Origin of the sequence: Grimontia kaedaensis (assembly GCF_023746615.1) — a bacterium.
Classification (GTDB): Bacteria; Pseudomonadota; Gammaproteobacteria; order Enterobacterales; family Vibrionaceae; genus Enterovibrio; species Enterovibrio kaedaensis.
Genome location: NZ_CP082275.1, coordinates 371,189 through 388,506 on the forward strand (window position 1 = coordinate 371,189; position 17,318 = coordinate 388,506).

Annotated in this window: 15 protein-coding genes and 1 other RNA gene; 14 read left to right on the forward strand and 2 right to left on the reverse strand. The window is 51.7% G+C overall.

Annotation, left to right across the window (positions count from 1 at the left end; genetic code table 11):
* Positions 1-3 precede the first annotated feature (3 nt).
* Both K6Q96_RS01865 and K6Q96_RS01870 read right to left on the reverse strand, forming a co-directional pair.
* Positions 4-372, reverse strand: coding sequence for a YraN family protein (locus K6Q96_RS01865; protein ID WP_251877363.1), 369 nt, complete (start codon positions 370-372; stop codon positions 4-6).
* Entirely contained in the window at positions 356-2,197 is a 1,842-nt protein-coding gene (locus K6Q96_RS01870) for a penicillin-binding protein activator (RefSeq protein WP_353621775.1), read from the reverse strand. Before K6Q96_RS01870 ends, K6Q96_RS01865 begins: the two co-directional genes overlap by 17 nt.
* Positions 2,198-2,252: 55 nt before the next feature.
* Between K6Q96_RS01870 and rsmI the strand changes: the two genes are divergently transcribed.
* The 14 genes from rsmI (at position 2,253) to K6Q96_RS01940 (ending at position 17,316) form a co-directional block, all read left to right on the forward strand.
* Positions 2,253-3,113: a 16S rRNA (cytidine(1402)-2'-O)-methyltransferase gene (gene rsmI / locus K6Q96_RS01875; RefSeq protein ID WP_251877367.1), complete on the forward strand. Its 861-nt coding sequence runs from the start codon at positions 2,253-2,255 to the stop codon at positions 3,111-3,113.
* Positions 3,114-3,168: 55 nt separating this feature from the next.
* An RNA gene (gene rnpB / locus K6Q96_RS01880) (RNase P RNA component class A) lies at positions 3,169-3,547 on the forward strand.
* 294 nt (positions 3,548-3,841) lie between these two features.
* The gene (gene mraZ / locus K6Q96_RS01885; protein WP_002537357.1) at positions 3,842-4,300 is read left to right on the forward strand and encodes a division/cell wall cluster transcriptional repressor MraZ; all 459 of its coding nucleotides are present in this window, start codon (positions 3,842-3,844) and stop codon (positions 4,298-4,300) included.
* Between the two features lie 12 nt (positions 4,301-4,312).
* On the forward strand, positions 4,313-5,266 hold the full coding sequence (rsmH, locus tag K6Q96_RS01890; RefSeq protein ID WP_002537359.1) for a 16S rRNA (cytosine(1402)-N(4))-methyltransferase RsmH: 954 nt from the start codon (positions 4,313-4,315) through the stop codon (positions 5,264-5,266).
* Positions 5,266-5,580, forward strand: a complete 315-nt coding sequence (gene ftsL / locus K6Q96_RS01895; RefSeq protein WP_251877369.1) for a cell division protein FtsL — start codon at positions 5,266-5,268, stop codon at positions 5,578-5,580. Before rsmH ends, ftsL begins: the two co-directional genes overlap by 1 nt.
* A 1-nt stretch (position 5,581) precedes the next feature.
* Positions 5,582-7,330 (forward strand): penicillin-binding transpeptidase domain-containing protein, encoded by a 1,749-nt coding sequence (locus K6Q96_RS01900; RefSeq protein ID WP_251877371.1) that lies wholly within the window; start codon positions 5,582-5,584, stop codon positions 7,328-7,330.
* Positions 7,330-8,817: a UDP-N-acetylmuramoyl-L-alanyl-D-glutamate--2,6-diaminopimelate ligase gene (gene murE / locus K6Q96_RS01905; protein ID WP_251877373.1), complete on the forward strand. Its 1,488-nt coding sequence runs from the start codon at positions 7,330-7,332 to the stop codon at positions 8,815-8,817. The genes K6Q96_RS01900 and murE overlap by 1 nt, the downstream gene beginning before the upstream one ends.
* On the forward strand, positions 8,814-10,178 hold the full coding sequence (locus K6Q96_RS01910; protein WP_251877375.1) for a UDP-N-acetylmuramoyl-tripeptide--D-alanyl-D-alanine ligase: 1,365 nt from the start codon (positions 8,814-8,816) through the stop codon (positions 10,176-10,178). Before murE ends, K6Q96_RS01910 begins: the two co-directional genes overlap by 4 nt.
* Entirely contained in the window at positions 10,172-11,254 is a 1,083-nt protein-coding gene (mraY, locus tag K6Q96_RS01915) for a phospho-N-acetylmuramoyl-pentapeptide-transferase (RefSeq protein WP_002537368.1), read from the forward strand. The genes K6Q96_RS01910 and mraY overlap by 7 nt, the downstream gene beginning before the upstream one ends.
* Complete coding sequence (gene murD, locus K6Q96_RS01920; RefSeq protein ID WP_251877377.1) at positions 11,255-12,607, forward strand: UDP-N-acetylmuramoyl-L-alanine--D-glutamate ligase; 1,353 nt, start codon at positions 11,255-11,257, stop codon at positions 12,605-12,607.
* Positions 12,604-13,815, forward strand: coding sequence for a cell division protein FtsW (gene ftsW, locus K6Q96_RS01925; protein ID WP_251877379.1), 1,212 nt, complete (start codon positions 12,604-12,606; stop codon positions 13,813-13,815). Before murD ends, ftsW begins: the two co-directional genes overlap by 4 nt.
* Positions 13,787-14,857: an undecaprenyldiphospho-muramoylpentapeptide beta-N-acetylglucosaminyltransferase gene (gene murG / locus K6Q96_RS01930; RefSeq protein ID WP_251877381.1), complete on the forward strand. Its 1,071-nt coding sequence runs from the start codon at positions 13,787-13,789 to the stop codon at positions 14,855-14,857. Before ftsW ends, murG begins: the two co-directional genes overlap by 29 nt.
* An 11-nt stretch (positions 14,858-14,868) precedes the next feature.
* Positions 14,869-16,332, forward strand: coding sequence for a UDP-N-acetylmuramate--L-alanine ligase (gene murC / locus K6Q96_RS01935; RefSeq protein WP_251877383.1), 1,464 nt, complete (start codon positions 14,869-14,871; stop codon positions 16,330-16,332).
* Between the two features lie 207 nt (positions 16,333-16,539).
* Positions 16,540-17,316 carry a cell division protein FtsQ/DivIB gene (locus K6Q96_RS01940; RefSeq protein WP_251877385.1) on the forward strand — a complete coding sequence of 259 codons (777 nt, stop codon included), beginning with the start codon at positions 16,540-16,542 and terminating at the stop codon, positions 17,314-17,316.
* The last annotated feature ends 2 nt before the right edge of the window (positions 17,317-17,318 follow it).

Below are 17,318 nucleotides of genomic sequence, written 5' to 3' on the forward strand. Positions count from 1 at the left end.
TGATTACCCTTCAAATACGATATTTTTCATCCAGTTTACCGAGTTTACGTCGCCTTCAAAAGTCACGGCATCAAATCTAAACTCGGTATGTGTCGCGGACAGGCCATTTTTACCCAACCACAAATAAGCCGCTTTGAGCATGCGTTGTTGTTTTTGTTTGGAGATACTGGCTGCTGCGCCGCCATAGGAGGTCTGGTTGCGATACTTGACCTCAACGAAGACGAGACAGTTTTTTTCCCGCATGATTAGGTCAAGTTCACCGCCCTTGAAGCGGGCATTTTTCTCGATGGTCTTGAGACCCTGTCGTTCAAGGAAGCGGCAGGCCTGTGTTTCGTAGTGGTCGCCGGTTTGCTTTTTACTTAACCGAAACAATCCCCTGATCCCCAAACATCGCCCAGGAAACACTGCGGTTAACTGTGCAGTAATCGCCCAGTGACAATTCACCTGACGACCCTTCAAAGCGATATTCCGGCAATGCCTGCATCTGAGGAAGGGCTTCAATCAATGCATACGCATCCATCCCCAAAGCATATAGGCGAGTCATACCATTATCCAGCCCTGGCCAGAGTTGGTTAAAGCGCGCAGCAGTAGGATTGTTAGGCTCAACCAGAAGGGGAACGTCACTAAATTCGATACCGCGAAGTTCACCAATTTCCCCAACGCCGTTCACTCGGTTGTTAGAGCGTGAGCTTGCGTACAATTTCGGCGGTTGAACGTCCGGGTTGATGGCGACTTCAATGAACGGCTTAAGCAGCGTGAGTTCACCTGCATTGGCGACAAGGTAGACAGCATCAACATCGCGGCGGCTACGTTGCTCTGATTCCATTTCCAGCCCCAAAAGTTGCTGCATTTGCTGGATACGCCCTTGGCTTTCCGTTAGGCCAAATACCCGTTGAACCGTCTTCTGCATCGCTGCGCGATTTTTAAAGAATTCGACTTCTGCAGGCTCACCAGTCTGCTCTTCCCATTGCTTGGAGAATGCTTCACTCACACGTCGGCCAAAGCTGTTGTTAGGTGCAATCACCAATGGATACTGATGTTTGTTCTGAGCAATATGCAGTGCAGCTTGCTCTGCTTCTTGCTCTGGAGATAGTGTGAAGAAGCAAGTATTCGCCGCACCCTCGTCTTCGTTTGGAATATTCAGTGCCAACGTGGGAATCGCGTTTTGGCTGACAGTCAGGAACTCTTCAATTTTATCTTTGCGAAGAGGGCCGATAGCAAACTGAATACCGTCAGTACGCATTTGGTTGACGATGTCAGTCGTTGACAATCCGTTGGTGTCGTAGAACATCACTGAAGGCGCAGTATTGCCCGAATCATCATCCAGCAGCGCTTGTACCAAACCATTACGAATAGCTTCGCCTTGTGCCGCGAACTTGTCGCTTAGTGGCAGCATCACGCCGATGCGATCAGGGCGGAGGATCTCCATCGACTGAAGTGCCGTCAGATCGTTCGGTAGGTAGCGGTTAGCCGGGTGAGATGGATTGGCTGCTAGCCATTGGTTCAGCGCTTCTTGTTGCTGAGCAGGACGGCCCGAGTAACGGCGCAAGAGGTTTACCAGCTCGACCCAGCCATTCAGAACTGGATTGGTGGTTGCAGACAGAGAGTTCAGCTCTGAAGGTGGCATTTTCACCAGCAGTGTCCAAACGTTTTCCCAGTTTTGCTGCTTATCGTAATTGTCCGTGATGTAAGGAGAGCCCTCGGCATAAGAGAGCACAGCGCCTGGCATGTTGCCCAGTGCTTCGTAAAGTTCACCTTTCAACAGGTAATAGCGCTGGTATTGAATAGCAGGAATACCCCAAGATGGCTGGAAGTTCAGGTTATCAACAGCGGTCTGCAGATCGCCTTTTTGCTGAGATAACAAAGCGCGGTTCAGTTGCCATTCGGAAAGTTGCAGTGGGGTCAGTGGCAGTTTTGCCAAACGACTGACTAAAACATCGGCTTGTGCGTACTGTTTTTCAGCAATCAGTGCTTTTAACGCCAACAGATACCAGTCAGCTTTTGCTTCTCCGGTTTCGGTTTCTGCTTTCAGCAAATAGAAAGTCGATGACTCCAGCGCCGGCGCTGTGATGTCATATTGCGGTCCTTGCTCAACAGGTGGTGTGGTGGTACACGCCGAAAGCACCAATGCCAGCGCGATTGGTGGAAGAACTCGTGATACACTTTTGCACTTATGGGTTATTTTACGCATGAACATCTTCTGTCCGTAACTTGTTGCCCTCTATATTAATCGCCGAAGGGTTGTGAAACAAATGACTGATGAAACTTCAACCATGGTTGACGTCTCAACTTTATATATCGTGCCGACACCGATCGGAAACCTGGGAGATATCACCCAGCGTGCTTTGGAGATTTTGCAGCAGGTCGACATCATCGCTGCCGAGGATACCCGCCACACTGGTAAACTACTGTCCCATTTTGGAATCACCACCCGAACTTTCGCACTGCATGACCACAATGAACAACAGAAAGCAGACTTTCTGATTGAAAAATTGGTCACAGGGCAAACTATCGCGCTGGTGTCTGATGCGGGCACGCCGTTGATATCTGATCCAGGTTACCACTTGGTAACCCGTTGTCGTCAGGCGGGTGTCAAAGTTGTTCCTTTGCCTGGGCCTTGTGCAGTCATTACTGCCTTGAGTGCGTCTGGCTTGCCTTCGGATCGTTTCAGCTTCGAAGGTTTTCTGCCGCCAAAAAGCAAAGGCCGCCGTGATAAGTTTTCTGACATTGCAGAAGACCCACGAACCCTGATTTTTTACGAATCGCCACACCGTATTCTCGATACGCTCGACGACATGCTGGCGGTATTGGGTGCGGAGCGTCAGGTAGTCTTGGCACGGGAGCTGACCAAAACCTATGAAACCATTCATGGTGCGCCGCTGGGCGAGTTGATTGAATGGCTGAATGAAGACAGCAACCGTATCCGCGGTGAGATGGTGCTTTTGATTGCTGGTCACCGCGCCGAGAAAGAGGACTTGCCATTGGAAGCAACCAAAGCGGTTACTTTGCTGGCGAAGGAGTTGCCACTTAAGAAGGCGTCTGCGATTGCGGCTGAGCTGTATAACGTGAAAAAAAATGCCCTCTATAAGTGGGGTTTAGAAAACCTCGAATAAGAAGTCCGGTGTTTTCGCTGGATCCGTGGCGGTGAACTCTATATAATCCGCCGCCTGAGTTGGCCGGGTAGCCGCTGCTTCGTTGATGTCCTTTGGGAGACTGACGAGGGGGAGGAAAGTCCGGGCTCCACAGGGCAGGGTGCCAGGTAACGCCTGGGGGGCGCAAGCCTACGACCAGTGCAACAGAGAGCAAACCGCCGATGGCTCTTCGGAGAACAGGTAAGGGTGAAAGGGTGCGGTAAGAGCGCACCGCGCGACTGGCAACAGTTCGTGGCACGGTAAACTCCACCCGGAGCAAGACCAAATAGGTCCCTTTTGGCGCGGCCCGCGTTGGGGACGGGTAGGTTGCTGGAGCCTGTGAGCGATTGCAGGCCTAGACGAATGGCTACCACCGTTTTACGGTACAGAACCCGGCTTATAGGCCGACTCACTAAATAAAATGGGCGAGTTTAGCGATAAACTTGCCCCAGAGAAGGCGAGCATTAGCTCGCCTTCTTTTGTTTTGGCTTCAGTAAAAGTCAACAGCCCCAATGGGGAATGCCGTGCGGTTAAAAAATGCACGGCTTAGCAAGGTGTTCAAGCTGTTGAAATAGAATGCGCTTCGCGATTACGTGATCTTTGTCGCGCTCGATGCTTGCTTGACTTTCTTTTTGCCTGATACTTACACTTCCTAGTGGGAAAATGTGGAATAAAGTGGGTTATTCTGGTGAAAAAGGGTAGTCAGTGACATGTTGAGGGGCGTCAGCGCTATATCGCCCGACGCGAAAGGTCGCGTCGCATTGCCAAAGCGTTATCGAGAAGAACTCGATGCGTTGTGCGATGGCGTGTTTGTCTGCACCATTGATCATCAGTTACCATGCCTGCTGCTATACCCCTTGCCTGAATGGGAGCGCATCGAAGCCAAGCTATCCCGCTTATCCAGCCTCAATCCAGCCGAGCGTCGTTTACAGCGATTGCTGCTTGGTCATGCGTTTGAGTGTGAGATGGACGGACAGGGGCGAATTCTGATTGCACCTACACTGCGCGATTACGCCGGTTTGAATGGTAAAGCCATGCTGGTGGGACAGCTCAACAAGTTTGAGATTTGGAACAGCGACAAGTGGCAGCAACAGATCGACCAGGATATTCAACATCAAGCCGAATCAGCGGAAGCGCTGAGCGACAGGCTCAGTAACTTATCGCTTTAGGTAATCAAGATTATGTCAGAGCAGTTTTCACACATTTCCGTCCTCCTCCACGAATCCATAGAAGGTCTCGCACTCAAACCTGACGGCATTTATGTCGATGGTACGTTTGGCCGTGGTGGACATACCCGAGAAATTTTACGTCGTCTGGGTGACGGTGGTCAGCTTTACAGTATTGACCGCGATCCGCAGGCGATTGAAGAGGCAGGCACAATTGATGACCCGCGCTTCAACATTATTCATGGCCCATTTTCCGGAATCCAACAATACATCGAAGAACGTGGTCTGAGTGGCAAGATTGACGGCGTATTGCTGGACCTTGGGGTGTCTTCACCGCAATTAGACGATCCAGAACGTGGCTTTAGCTTTATGCGCGATGGTCCTTTGGACATGCGCATGGATCCGACTTCAGGTATTCCAGCTTCTCAATGGCTTGCCGAAGCGGAAGCCGACGACATTGCCTGGGTGTTGAAAGAGTTTGGAGAAGAGCGATTTGCCAAGCGTATCGCCCGTGCCATTGTTGCGCACCGCGAAGATGAAACCAAAGAGCCGTTGACCCGCACTTTGCAGTTGGCCAACTTGATTGCTGCGGTATCACCTTCCCGTGATCGTAAAAAGCACCCTGCGACCCGCTGTTTTCAGGCGATTCGCATTTACATCAACAGTGAGCTGGAAGAGATTGAAACGGCGATGCAAGGTGCGCTTGAAGTGCTGGCGCCGGGTGGTCGACTTTCCATCATCAGCTTCCACTCATTGGAAGACCGTTTGGTGAAACGCTTTATGCGTAAGCAAAGCAAAGGGCCGGATGTGCCACATGGCGTGCCACTGACCGAAGATCAAATCCGTGCTCTGGGTCAGGCAAAGATGAAGCTGGTGGGCAAAGCATTGAAACCGTCCGACGTGGAAGTCTCAGACAACACTCGCTCCCGAAGCTCGGTGCTGCGTGTGGCAGAAAAATTGGGTGACTGATGTCGGCAGAAAGTCCAGGACTGACAAGGCAAATTCTGCAGGACCTGACCAGTATCGGTCGGGTTCCTATGGTGCTTTTGGTTCTGGTGCTGCTTTCTGCATTGGGCGTGGTTTACATCACCCAACAAACGCGTGCTGCGATAGCCCATCATGACCAACTTTTGATGGAACGCGAGCAACTGGAAGTCGAATGGCGTAACCAGTTGCTTGAGGAGCACGCGTTATCAGAACACAGCCGTGTCGAAGCGATGGCACGGCAGGATCAGGACATGATCCGTCCGGACAGTCGACGTGAAGTCATAGTGAGTCAATAGCGTGAAGGGAAAAACGAAACCGACCAATCAGCGAGCGAAAAAGCCCGCACCGAATTTGATTCGGTGGCGTTTTGTCACGGTCTGTTTCTGTATTTCCCTTGCCATGGTCGCGTTGATTGCCCGCGCCGCATTCATTCAGGTCATCGAACCGGATCGCCTTCTTCAGGAAGGCGATATGCGTTCTGTCCGTGTCAAAGCCCTTCATTCCGCACGTGGCATTATCACCGATCGCAACGGTGAGTCGTTGGCTGTCAGTGTCCCGGTTGAAGCGGTATATGTGGATCCGGTGACTGTATTTAAAAACGGCGGCCTTAAAGATATCGAACGCTGGTACGCGTTGGCTGATGTGTTGGGTATCGATCGTCAGGCGATGGTAAACCGCATCGAGCGTAATAAAACAAAACGCTTTATTTACCTCCAGCGTCAGGTCGGTCCTGCTGTTGCCAACTATGTTTCCGGTCTCCGCTTACCGGGTATTGGCTTGAATGACGAGTCCCGTCGTTTTTATCCGGCAGGTGAGGTTAGTGCTCACCTTGTAGGTGTAACCGGTATTGATGGCCGTGGTCTTGAAGGGATTGAACGCGGTTATGATGGTTGGTTGAGTGGCGAACCGGGCCGCCGTACTGTGCGCAAAGACCGTTATGGTCGCGTCGTGGAAGTGATTTCCAAAGAGGCCAAGGAAGAAGGCAAGCCACTTCAACTGAGTATCGATCAGCGCCTTCAGGCGATTTCTTATCGCGCCATCAAGCAAGCGGTCGCGGACTACCGTGCGACCTCAGGCTCATTGGTCATGGTCGATGTCCGAACGGGGGAAGTATTGGCGATGGTGAATGCGCCGTCGTACAACCCCAATAACCGCTCTGATCTGAAAAGTTTCAAGATGCGCAACCGCGCCATCACTGACGTCTTCGAGCCTGGTTCTACTATCAAACCTCTGGTGGTATTGGCAGCACTGGAAAACGGCGTAGCCGATGAATCGACCATCATTGATACCGGCAACGGCGTGATGAGTATCGGCGGTGCGCGTGTCCGCGATGTTTCCAAAGTCGGTGAAGCAAACCTCCGTAAAATTCTCCAAAAATCCAGTAACATCGGTGTCAGTAAGCTGTCGCTTTCTATGCCCGTCGAAGCGCTGCTTGGTCTTTACAGCAGCTTTGGCATCGGTGACGCAACAGGTGTGAGCCTGGTTGGTGAGTCTTATGGACTCTATCCGAACCGCCGTCGTTGGTCTGACTTCGAACGCGCGACGCTCTCCTTTGGTTATGGCCTCTCTATTACGCCATCTCAGCTTGCTCGTGCTTATGCGGTACTTGGCGCGGAAGGTGTGAATCGCCCGCTGTCGATTTTGAAAACCGAATCCGTGGTACCGGGTAAACAGGTCGCGTCACAAGAAAATACCCGAAAAGTCCTCGATATGTTGGAGTCCGTGACGCAGGAAGGCGGGAGTGCCCGCCGTGCAGCGGTCGATGGATATCGCGTCGGGGCAAAAACAGGGACAGCGAAAGTTGCAGTGGCTGGTGGCTACGGTGATGAATATATCGGTTATACAGCGGGGATCGCACCTTTGAGCGAGCCACGCATTGCCATGGTGGTGGTGATCAATGAACCCCAAGGCGACAAATATTACGGTGGTCAGGTTGCGGCCCCCGTGTTTTCTGACGTGATGAAGAGCGCGTTGCAGATCCTCAATATCGCACCGGACGCTCAGCAGCCATTTTTACAGATTGCTAATACGGACAATCGGAACTGATGCCGAACACGAGCTTTAAAGAATTATTGGCGCCTTGGTATGACGCCATCCCAGAGACACCTATTACCGGTTTGACGCTGGACAACCGCCAGATCCAACCAGGTGATGTATTTATTGCCGTTCAGGGTCACTCCCTGGACGCGCGCCGTTTTATCCCTGCGGCTATTGAAGCTGGCGTAGCGGCGGTGATTGCCGATGATGGCGATACTAACGGCCAGTTTGATGTCACCTTGCAAAATGGTGTGCCCGTCGTTGCCTTCCCTCACTTGAAATCCACCTTGTCAGAAATTGCTGACCGTTTCTATCAATCACCAAGCAAAATGATGAAGGTGATTGGTGTGACAGGTACCAATGGTAAAACCACGGTGAGCCAGTTGATTGCGCAGTGGATTGACCTGCTCGATGGTAAAGCGGCAGTGATGGGTACGACAGGTAATGGCTTCCTTGATGCATTAGAGCCAGCTTTGAACACCACGGGCAGCGCGTTGGATATTCAGCAGCAACTTGCCGTGTTTAACCATCAGGGCGCGACTCATGTGGCGATGGAAGTGTCTTCTCATGGTTTGGTGCAAGATCGCGTGAAAGCCGTGGCTTTTGACGCTGCCATCTTCACTAACCTCAGCCGTGATCACCTTGATTACCATGGCACCATGGAAGCATACGCCGAAGCCAAGCTTCGCCTGTTTACCCACTACGGCTCACCAGTTTCCGTGATCAACGTTGACGATCCGGTTGGTGCAAACTGGGTCAGCAACATGCCGGAAGCGGTGGCGGTTTCACTATCTGAAAGCAATGTCCACGCGCATCAAGGACGCAAGCTTTGGCTAACATCTGTCGACTATGCGACAAGTGGCGTGACCATCAGCTTTGACTCTTCATGGGGTGCTGGTCAATTTACTGCGCCGCTGGTTGGCGAATTCAATGTCATGAACCTTTTGGTTAGCCTGACCACGCTTCTGGGACTTGGTTACGAAAAAGAAACTCTGATGGCAGCGGCCAGCAAGTTGCAGGCAGTGATTGGACGCATGGAAGTTTTTCATCGTGCTGACAATCCCATGTTGGTGGTGGATTATGCTCACACGCCCGATGCTCTTGAAAAAGCGCTGATGGCTCTTCGTCGTCACTGCGATGGTAAGCTGTGGTGTATTTTCGGCTGTGGTGGCGACAGGGATACAGGTAAACGCCCAATGATGGCAGACATTGCTGAAAGGTTGGCTGATGTGGCTATCCTGACCGACGATAATCCCCGCTCTGAATCTCCGGAAGTGATTGTGGCTGACATGCTTAAAGGCATGGTCGATCCCGATCAGGCAATTATCCTTCACGACCGCGCGGAAGCGTGTGGCTATGCATTTGAAAATGCGTCAGAAAAAGACGTGATTCTGGTCGCAGGAAAAGGACACGAAGACTATCAAGTGCTGGCATCAGGTACTGTTCACTATTCCGATCGTGAGACCGTACGCCGTTTGTTGGAGGAAGAGGCATGATCCCAGTTTCGTTGAAATCACTGCAGGCTGTTTTAGACGCTGATCTGGTCGGCGAAGATGTGGTGATTGATGCCGTTTCCACCGACACGCGAACGCTTGGCAATGGCGCTTTGTTTGTGGCGCTGGTGGGCGAGCGATTCGATGCCCATGATTTTGTAAAAACTGCGCATGAAAATGGCGCGTCAGCGCTTTTGGTTTCCAAACCTGTTGATGTCTCACTACCACAACTGATTGTGAAAGATACCAAGCTGGCTTTGGGGCAACTGGGCGCATGGGTGAAATCTCAATGTGACGTGAAGACGATTGCGCTCACAGGCAGCTGCGGTAAAACCACAGTCAAAGAGATGCTGGCTGCCATTTTGTCTCCAAAAGGTCAGACGCTTTATACCGCCGGCAACTTCAATAACGACATCGGTGTGCCGCTGACCTTGCTTCGCCTGCAACCCTCTGATGAGTACGCGGTGATGGAATTGGGCGCTAACCACATTGGTGAAATTGCCTATACCACGGCTTTGGTTAAGCCGGATCTGGCGATGGTCACTAATCTGGCGGCAGCGCATTTGGAAGGCTTCGGTTCCCTTGATGGCGTAGCGAAAGCCAAAGGCGAAATCTTCCAGGGGCTTGATGATGGCGAGCTTGCCATCGTTAATCAGGACAGCAATGGTGGCGCATTTTGGGATGACGTACTGAAAAGTAAGCAAGTACTTACCATGACAGTGACTGACAAGCCTGCAGACTACCGTGCCGAGAATATTCATCAGGTCGATAACGGCTGTTATGCCTTCGAACTGGTTTCACCGCAAGGCACCTATCCGGTGACACTCAGCCTTCCCGGTGAACATAACGTGGCGAACGCGATTCTTGCTGCCATTGCTGCGACCAAAATCGATAGTAAGGTGACAATGGACGATGTGGTCCGAGGTCTCGCTTCTGTGTCGCCTGTCAAAGGTCGCGGTGCGATAAGCTTCCCGCGCCCCGGTCTTCGCCTGATTGATGATAGTTACAACGCCAGTCTTGCAGCAATGAAAGCGGCGGTGGACTTACTAGATGGCTTCGACGGCGACAAAGTCATCGTCTTGGCTGATATGGGTGAGATGGGCGAACATTCCGAATCGGTGCATGGAGAAGTTGCAGAGCACCTCAGCAAAGCCTCTATCCAAACCGTGATTACTTATGGACCTGCCAGCGCCGCTATCAGCGAACGTTGCGGGGGTCAGCACTTTGAAGATAAAAGCGCATTGATTGCGCATGTAGTAGAACTGATGAAAACAAAACGCGAAGTATCCGTTTTGGTCAAAGGGGCCAACGGAATGAAGATGTCTGAAGTGGTTGCAGCAATAGAGGAGGCAGCCAAATGCTAGATTGGCTATCAGATATCCTAACCCAACACATTCCGTTTTTCCGACTGTTTGATTACCTGACATTCCGCGCCATCCTCAGCGTGTTGACCGCTTTGACGCTGTCACTCTGGATGGGCCCGCGCTTGATTGCCCGCTTGCAGATGCTGCAAATCGGTCAGGTAGTGCGTAACGAAGGTCCGGAATCTCACTTCAGCAAACGTGGTACGCCAACGATGGGCGGCATCATGATCCTAACGGCGATTACGGTCACCGTGCTGCTGTGGGCTGACTTATCCAACCCTTACGTCTGGGCGGTATTGTTCGTGACTCTGGGTTACGGTGCCGTTGGCTTTGTCGATGACTACCGTAAAGTGGTACGCAAGAACACAGACGGCCTGATTGCCCGCTGGAAGTATTTCTGGCAGTCCGCCATTGCGCTGGTTGTGGCCTTCGCGCTCTATATTCACGGTAAAGATACTGCTGCGACCCAACTTGTGGTGCCTTTCTTCAAAGACGTGATGCCGCAGCTTGGCCTGTTTTACATCGTCTTCACCTATTTCGTGATTGTTGGCTCAAGTAACGCTGTGAACCTTACTGACGGTCTTGATGGCTTGGCCATCATGCCAACCGTGATGGTGGCCAGTGGTTTTGCCTTTATTGCCTGGGCGACAGGTAACGTGAACTTTGCTGAATACCTGCACATCCCCTATATCAAAGATGCCGATGAATTGGTGATTGTCTGTGCGGCGATTGTCGGCGCAGGTCTGGGCTTCTTGTGGTTTAACACCTATCCGGCCCAAGTATTTATGGGGGATGTGGGCTCACTGGCACTGGGTGGTGCACTGGGCACGATTGCCGTGCTGGTGCGTCAGGAGTTCCTGTTGGTGATCATGGGCGGTGTGTTCGTGATGGAAACCTTGTCAGTGATCCTGCAAGTGGGCTCTTACAAACTGCGCGGTCAGCGCATTTTCCGCATGGCGCCTATCCACCACCACTACGAATTGAAAGGCTGGCCAGAGCCGCGCGTGATTGTACGATTCTGGATTATTACCCTGATGCTGGTTCTTGCAGGACTGGCAACATTGAAGGTGCGCTAAATGAAGACAGACGCCGCGAAAAACATTGTGGTGATTGGGCTCGGTATGACCGGGCTCTCTGTCGTTAATCATCTTGTGAGAAAAGATGATGGCGCGACCGTGAAAGTGATTGATACCCGTGCTAACCCGCCGGGCGCAGAGCAGTTACCGGAAAATGTGGCATTGCATGCCGGTGGTTGGAATACGGATTGGCTACTGTCAGCCGACCAGATTGTGGCAAGCCCAGGCATTGCGCTGGCAACGCCAGAGCTTCAGGACGCGGCTGCGAAAGGCATTGAGATTGTCGGTGACATTGAACTCTTCGCCCGTGATGTAAAAGCGCCTGTCATTGGTATTACCGGCTCAAACGGTAAAAGCACCGTGACCAGTCTGTTTGGTGAGATGGCTAAAGCAGCAGGCATCAATGTCGGTGTTGGCGGTAATATTGGCTTTGCAGCTCTGGATATGCTTGCCAATGAGCACGCTCTTTATGTACTGGAGCTATCGAGCTTCCAGCTTGAAACGACCTACTCCCTGAATTTGGACGCGGCAGTGTTTCTCAACCTTTCAGAAGACCATATGGATCGCTACGAAGGGATGGATGACTACCGCGATGCCAAATTGCGCATTTTCGACCAAACCAAACTGTCGGTCTGGAACCAAGACGATCTCCAGACCAAAAATACGCAGAAGCAGGGCGGCAATGTGCCTGCTATCAGTTTCGGCTTCACGTCAGGTGAGTACACACTGACCGAGAAAGACGGCGCAGAGTGGCTGACAGCAGAAGGCGAGCCTGTGATGGCGGTGTCTGATGTCGCGCTGGTGGGTCGTCACAACGTGGCTAACTGTCTGGCGGCGATGGCGCTGGCTGATGCTGTGGGTGTGAGCCGTGAAGCGCAATGTCAGGCAATGCGTGAATACCGAGGTTTACCTCACCGTTGTCAGCAAGTGATCGAACACAACGGCGTGCTTTGGGTGAATGACTCAAAAGCGACTAACCCCGCGAGCACTGAAGCGGCGCTTGATGGCCTGCAATTAGCGGGGCGTTTGCACCTTTTGGTGGGCGGTGATGGCAAAGGCGCAGATTTTTCTTCGCTGAAACCTATCCTCGACAAGCTGAACGTGACTTTGTATTGCTATGGCCGTGATGGTCATGCTTTTACAAATCTGGTTGCGTCGCCTGTGGTGATTGAAACCATGCAGGAAGCCATGGATATCGCGGCATCGACCGCGAACTCTGGCGACATGGTGTTGTTGTCTCCAGCATGCGCGAGCTTCGATCAGTTCACCAACTTTATGGTTCGTGGTGATTCTTTTGCTGCTTACGCAAAAGAAATTGCACAGCGAAGCGCAGAGGAGAGCGTGACGGAATGATGAGTGCGAAGTGGGACGAGAACCGTTTGATGCGCTGGCTTTCGAATCCAGCGCCAACGGCATTGTATGACCGCCAACTGGTGTGGCTGTCATTCGGCCTGATGATGGTTGGTCTCATCATGGTGTCCTCTGCTTCCATTCCTGTTTCTGTCCGTCTGGTTGATGAGCCGTTTTATTTCGCCATGCGTCAGGGCGTCTATCTGGTAGGAGCACTTATCATTGCCGGCGTGGCCATGCAGATACCTTTGTCTCGTTGGCAACAACTCAGCATTCCTCTGCTTTTTATCTCGCTCGCACTTTTGCTGGCGGTTCTGTTGGTCGGTAAATCGGTAAACGGTGCATCCCGTTGGCTGCCTATGGGCTTTTTTAACCTGCAGCCAGCAGAAGTGGCCAAATTATCACTCTTCCTGTTTATTGCTGGCTACCTAGTGCGTCGCCATGGTGAGGTTAGAGAAAGCGTCACTGGCTTTTTAAAGCCATTGGCTGTGCTGGTGGTGATTGCAGGTCTTTTGCTGCTTCAGCCTGACCTTGGTTCTGTTGTCGTCATGTTTGTTACGACGGTAGGCATGCTGTTTATTGCCGGCGCCAAGCTATGGCAGTTCGGTGTCTTGCTGTTTACCGGTCTTGGGCTGGTGGGTCTTTTGATCATTGCTGAGCCCTACCGTGTCGCTCGTGTCACCTCCTTTCTGGATCCTTGGCAAGACCCGTTTGGTAGCGGCTATCAGCTGACGCAGTCTTTGATGGCCTTTGGCCGTGGCAGCTGGTGGGGACAAGGACTCGGTAATTCTATCCAGAAGCTTGAATACCTACCGGAAGCCCATACGGACTTTGTTATTGCGGTGCTGGCAGAAGAGCTTGGACTGATTGGCGTTACTGTCGTTTTGCTGATGGTATTCTCATTGGTTTTCCGTGCCCTCTTTATCGGGAAGCGTTGCCTTGAAGCGAATCAGTTATTCGGCGGCTTTCTGGCATTTGGTATTGGTATCTGGTTTGCGTTTCAGGCACTGGTGAATGTCGGTGCTGCGGCAGGTATTATGCCGACAAAAGGTTTGACGTTGCCGCTGGTCAGTTATGGCGGTTCCAGTTTATTTATTATGTCGACGGCGGTGGCGCTACTTCTTCGCATTGACCACGAATACCGTTTGGAAACGGCGCAGGCGCACCAACGAATTGTCTCTCATGAAAAACGAAAACGAACAAAAGCATAAACGATTATTGGTGATGGCCGGTGGAACCGGCGGTCACGTTTTCCCGGGACTTGCGGTAGCGAAAGAGTTGCAGGAACAAGGTTGGAAAATTCGCTGGCTGGGAACGGCAGACAGGATGGAAGCGGATTTGGTGCCAAAACATGGCATTGAGATCGACTTTATTGAAGTAAAAGGGCTGCGTGGTTCGGGCTTTGCGCTTAAACTTCTCGCCCCTTGGATGGTACTTAATGCTGTTGTTCAGGCAAAGCGCCATATCAAAAACTGGCAACCGGATGCTGTGCTGGGCATGGGCGGGTATGTGAGTGGACCAGGTGGTTTGGCTGCATGGTTAAGTGGCATTCCTGTTGTCCTCCACGAGCAAAATGCCGTCGCAGGGTTAACCAACCAATGGTTGGCAAAGATCGCCAAGCGTGTGTTGCAGGCTTTTCCTGGTGCGTTTGCTGATAAAGAAGTCGTTGGCAATCCGGTAAGAAAGGATGTTTGCGCCTTGCCAGAACATAAGGTTTATGTAGATGGCACACCGCTGAAAGTACTGGTGATGGGAGGCAGCCAGGGGGCTCGAATCTTAAACCACACAGTGCCGGAAGCGATGGCGAAGTTGAACCGTGAAGTGGTGATTCGTCATCAGGCGGGTAAAGGCAATCAGGCAGACACGGCAGAGCGCTTCCAGAAAGCGGGTGTGGCGAATGCTGAAGTCACCGAGTTTATTGATGATGTCGCGGAAGCCTACGATTGGGCAGACGTCCTGATTTGCCGCTCTGGTGCTTTGACGGTATCAGAAGTATCTGCAGCAGGCCTGCCTTCGATCTTTGTGCCTTTCCAGCACAAAGATCGCCAGCAGGCACTGAATGCTGAGCACCTCGTCGAGAGTGGCGCGGCCCTAATGATAGAACAACCGGATTTGAGTGCTGACGCTTTGGCGGCAGCACTGGAAGATAAAGATTCATCGTCATTGATGGCGATGTCGAAGGCTGCTAAAGCCGCAGCAATTACTAATGCTGCAGAGCGTGTAGCCAGTGTCATCAAAGACGTAGCGAAGTAGAGAACAAAGTGATGGGCAAATTTGATAGTCATCAATTAGAAAAAATTCGAATCATGGTGCCGGAAATGCGCCGTGTAAAGCGCATTCACTTTGTGGGTATTGGCGGTGCCGGTATGTGCGGTATTGCGGAAGTGCTGGTCAACGAAGGGTATGAAATTACGGGCTCTGACCTTTCTGAGAATGCAGTGACTCAGCGTTTGGAGAGTAAAGGCGCTAAAGTTTTCTTCGGTCACGCCGAGAGTAATGTCGATGGTGCAAGCGTTGTGGTTGTATCGACTGCAATCCGCCAGGACAATCCAGAGTTAGTTGCAGCGAAAGCCGCACGTATTCCTGTAGTGCGCCGCGCAGAGATGCTGGCCGAACTCATGCGGTATCGTCATGGCATTGCCGTTGCGGGTACGCATGGTAAAACCACCACTACAGCATTGACCACGCTGATTTATCAGGAAGCAGGTCTGGATCCAACGTTTGTGAATGGTGGTCTGGTAAAAAGTGCTGGTACCAATGCACGTTTGGGCTGTAGCCGCTACTTGATTGCGGAAGCCGATGAAAGTGATGCTTCTTTCCTGCATTTGCAGCCAATGGTGGCGATTGTCACCAATATCGAAGCGGACCACATGGATACCTATGGCGGTAACTTCGACAACCTGAAGCAGACCTTCATCGATTTTCTACACAAGCTGCCTTTCTATGGTCAGGCGGTTATGTGTGTTGACGATCCTGTGGTACGTGAGTTGATCCCAAGCATAGGTCGTCAAGTCATCACTTATGGTTTCTCAGAAGATGCTGATGTGCGCCTGAAAGATTACCGTCAGGAAGGTCAGAAAGGTATTTTCACTATTTTGCGCGCCGGTAAACCGGAGGTTCACATCGAACTGAATATTCCGGGCCGACACAATGCATTGAATGCGGCAGCTGCGGTTGCAGTGGCAACGGAAGATGGTGTGGAAGATGACGCTATCTTACGTGCACTGGCGAGCTTTGAGGGCACTGGCCGTCGATTTGACCAACTGGGTCTGTTCCCTGTGGAAGAGGGTCACGCGCTGCTGGTGGACGATTACGGGCATCACCCAAGTGAAGTCGACGTCACCATTCAAGCTGCGCGTGCTGGTTGGGAAGATAACCGCCTAGTCATGGTGTTCCAGCCACACCGTTACAGTCGCACCCGAGATTTGTATGACGATTTCGCCAATGTGCTTGAACAGGTTGACGTATTGCTGATGCTGGATGTGTATTCTGCCGGTGAAGCGCCAATTGCGGGTGCCGATGGGCGAAGTCTTTGTCGCACTATTCGTGGCCGAGGAAAAATCGATCCGATTTTTGTACCGGATGTAGATGCTCTGCCTGCAGCACTGGCTGCGGTAATTCAGCCGGGCGATCTTGTGCTGACACAAGGTGCAGGTGATATTGGTAAGGTGGCTAGAAAACTGGCCGAATTGAAACTGGATAAAAAGGCGTTGAGCGAGCAGGTATAAACCTGATTACATGCGAAATTACTGAACTCTGGCAGGATGATGTCTAATTTTTAACCTGTTTTTGATGGTTTTGTATGTATTTGATCTCAGCTTCACTACTTCAACGCTAAGAAGGGTTGGTGACCTGTCAAACTGACCGTTATAATCGGTCGGCTTTGCTAGAGCGAAGCCACAGGTTGCCTGGCGATAGAGAGGCAATAGCCTGATATGACAAATGTGACCGTTGAGGACATACCGGCTCAGCCTTCAATGTTAAAAGAACATTGGGGGGGGCTGGTGTTTTTAGTGTTTGTCATTCTGGTAATTCTTTGGTCTCTGCTCCGGGTCATTGCCTGGATGGGTGACGAGGAACAACTGCCGCTATCCCAGATTGTTATACAAGGCGAGCTTGAGCATTTAACACCGTTGGAAGTCCGTAATGCGGTTGTGCAACTGGGTGGTCTGAATAGCTTCATGATCCAGGATGTGGATGACATCCACAGTGCGATTTCTGCAATACCTTGGGTCGCTAATGTCGCAGTACGAAAACAGTGGCCTGATACGATCAAAGTCAATGTGACTGAATACCAGCCTCAGGCAGTCTGGAATGGATCGTTTCTTTTGGATGTTGGCGGGGACGTGTTTGGCGCGGATCCTGCTGAGGTGAAAAATTTGGGTCTGGTTTCACTCCATGGCCCGGATGGCAGTGAAAAAGAAGTGCTGGAAGCGTGGCGAGAAATGCGCAGTATTCTGGCACCAACACAATTAGAAATTGCTGCCTTGGCGCTCAACGAGCGTCGCTCGTGGCGAATTGTCACCCGTGATGGCGTGAGAATTGAATTAGGGCGTGAGTCCCGCAACGAGAGATTGAAACGCTTTGTCGATTTACTTGACGACTTCAGGTCAACTGACAGGGCGATTCAATATGTAGACTTGCGCTATGACACTGGTGCTGCGGTGGGGTGGAAAGCCCCCGAAGCGGACACCAGTGACGAAAATACCTGAGA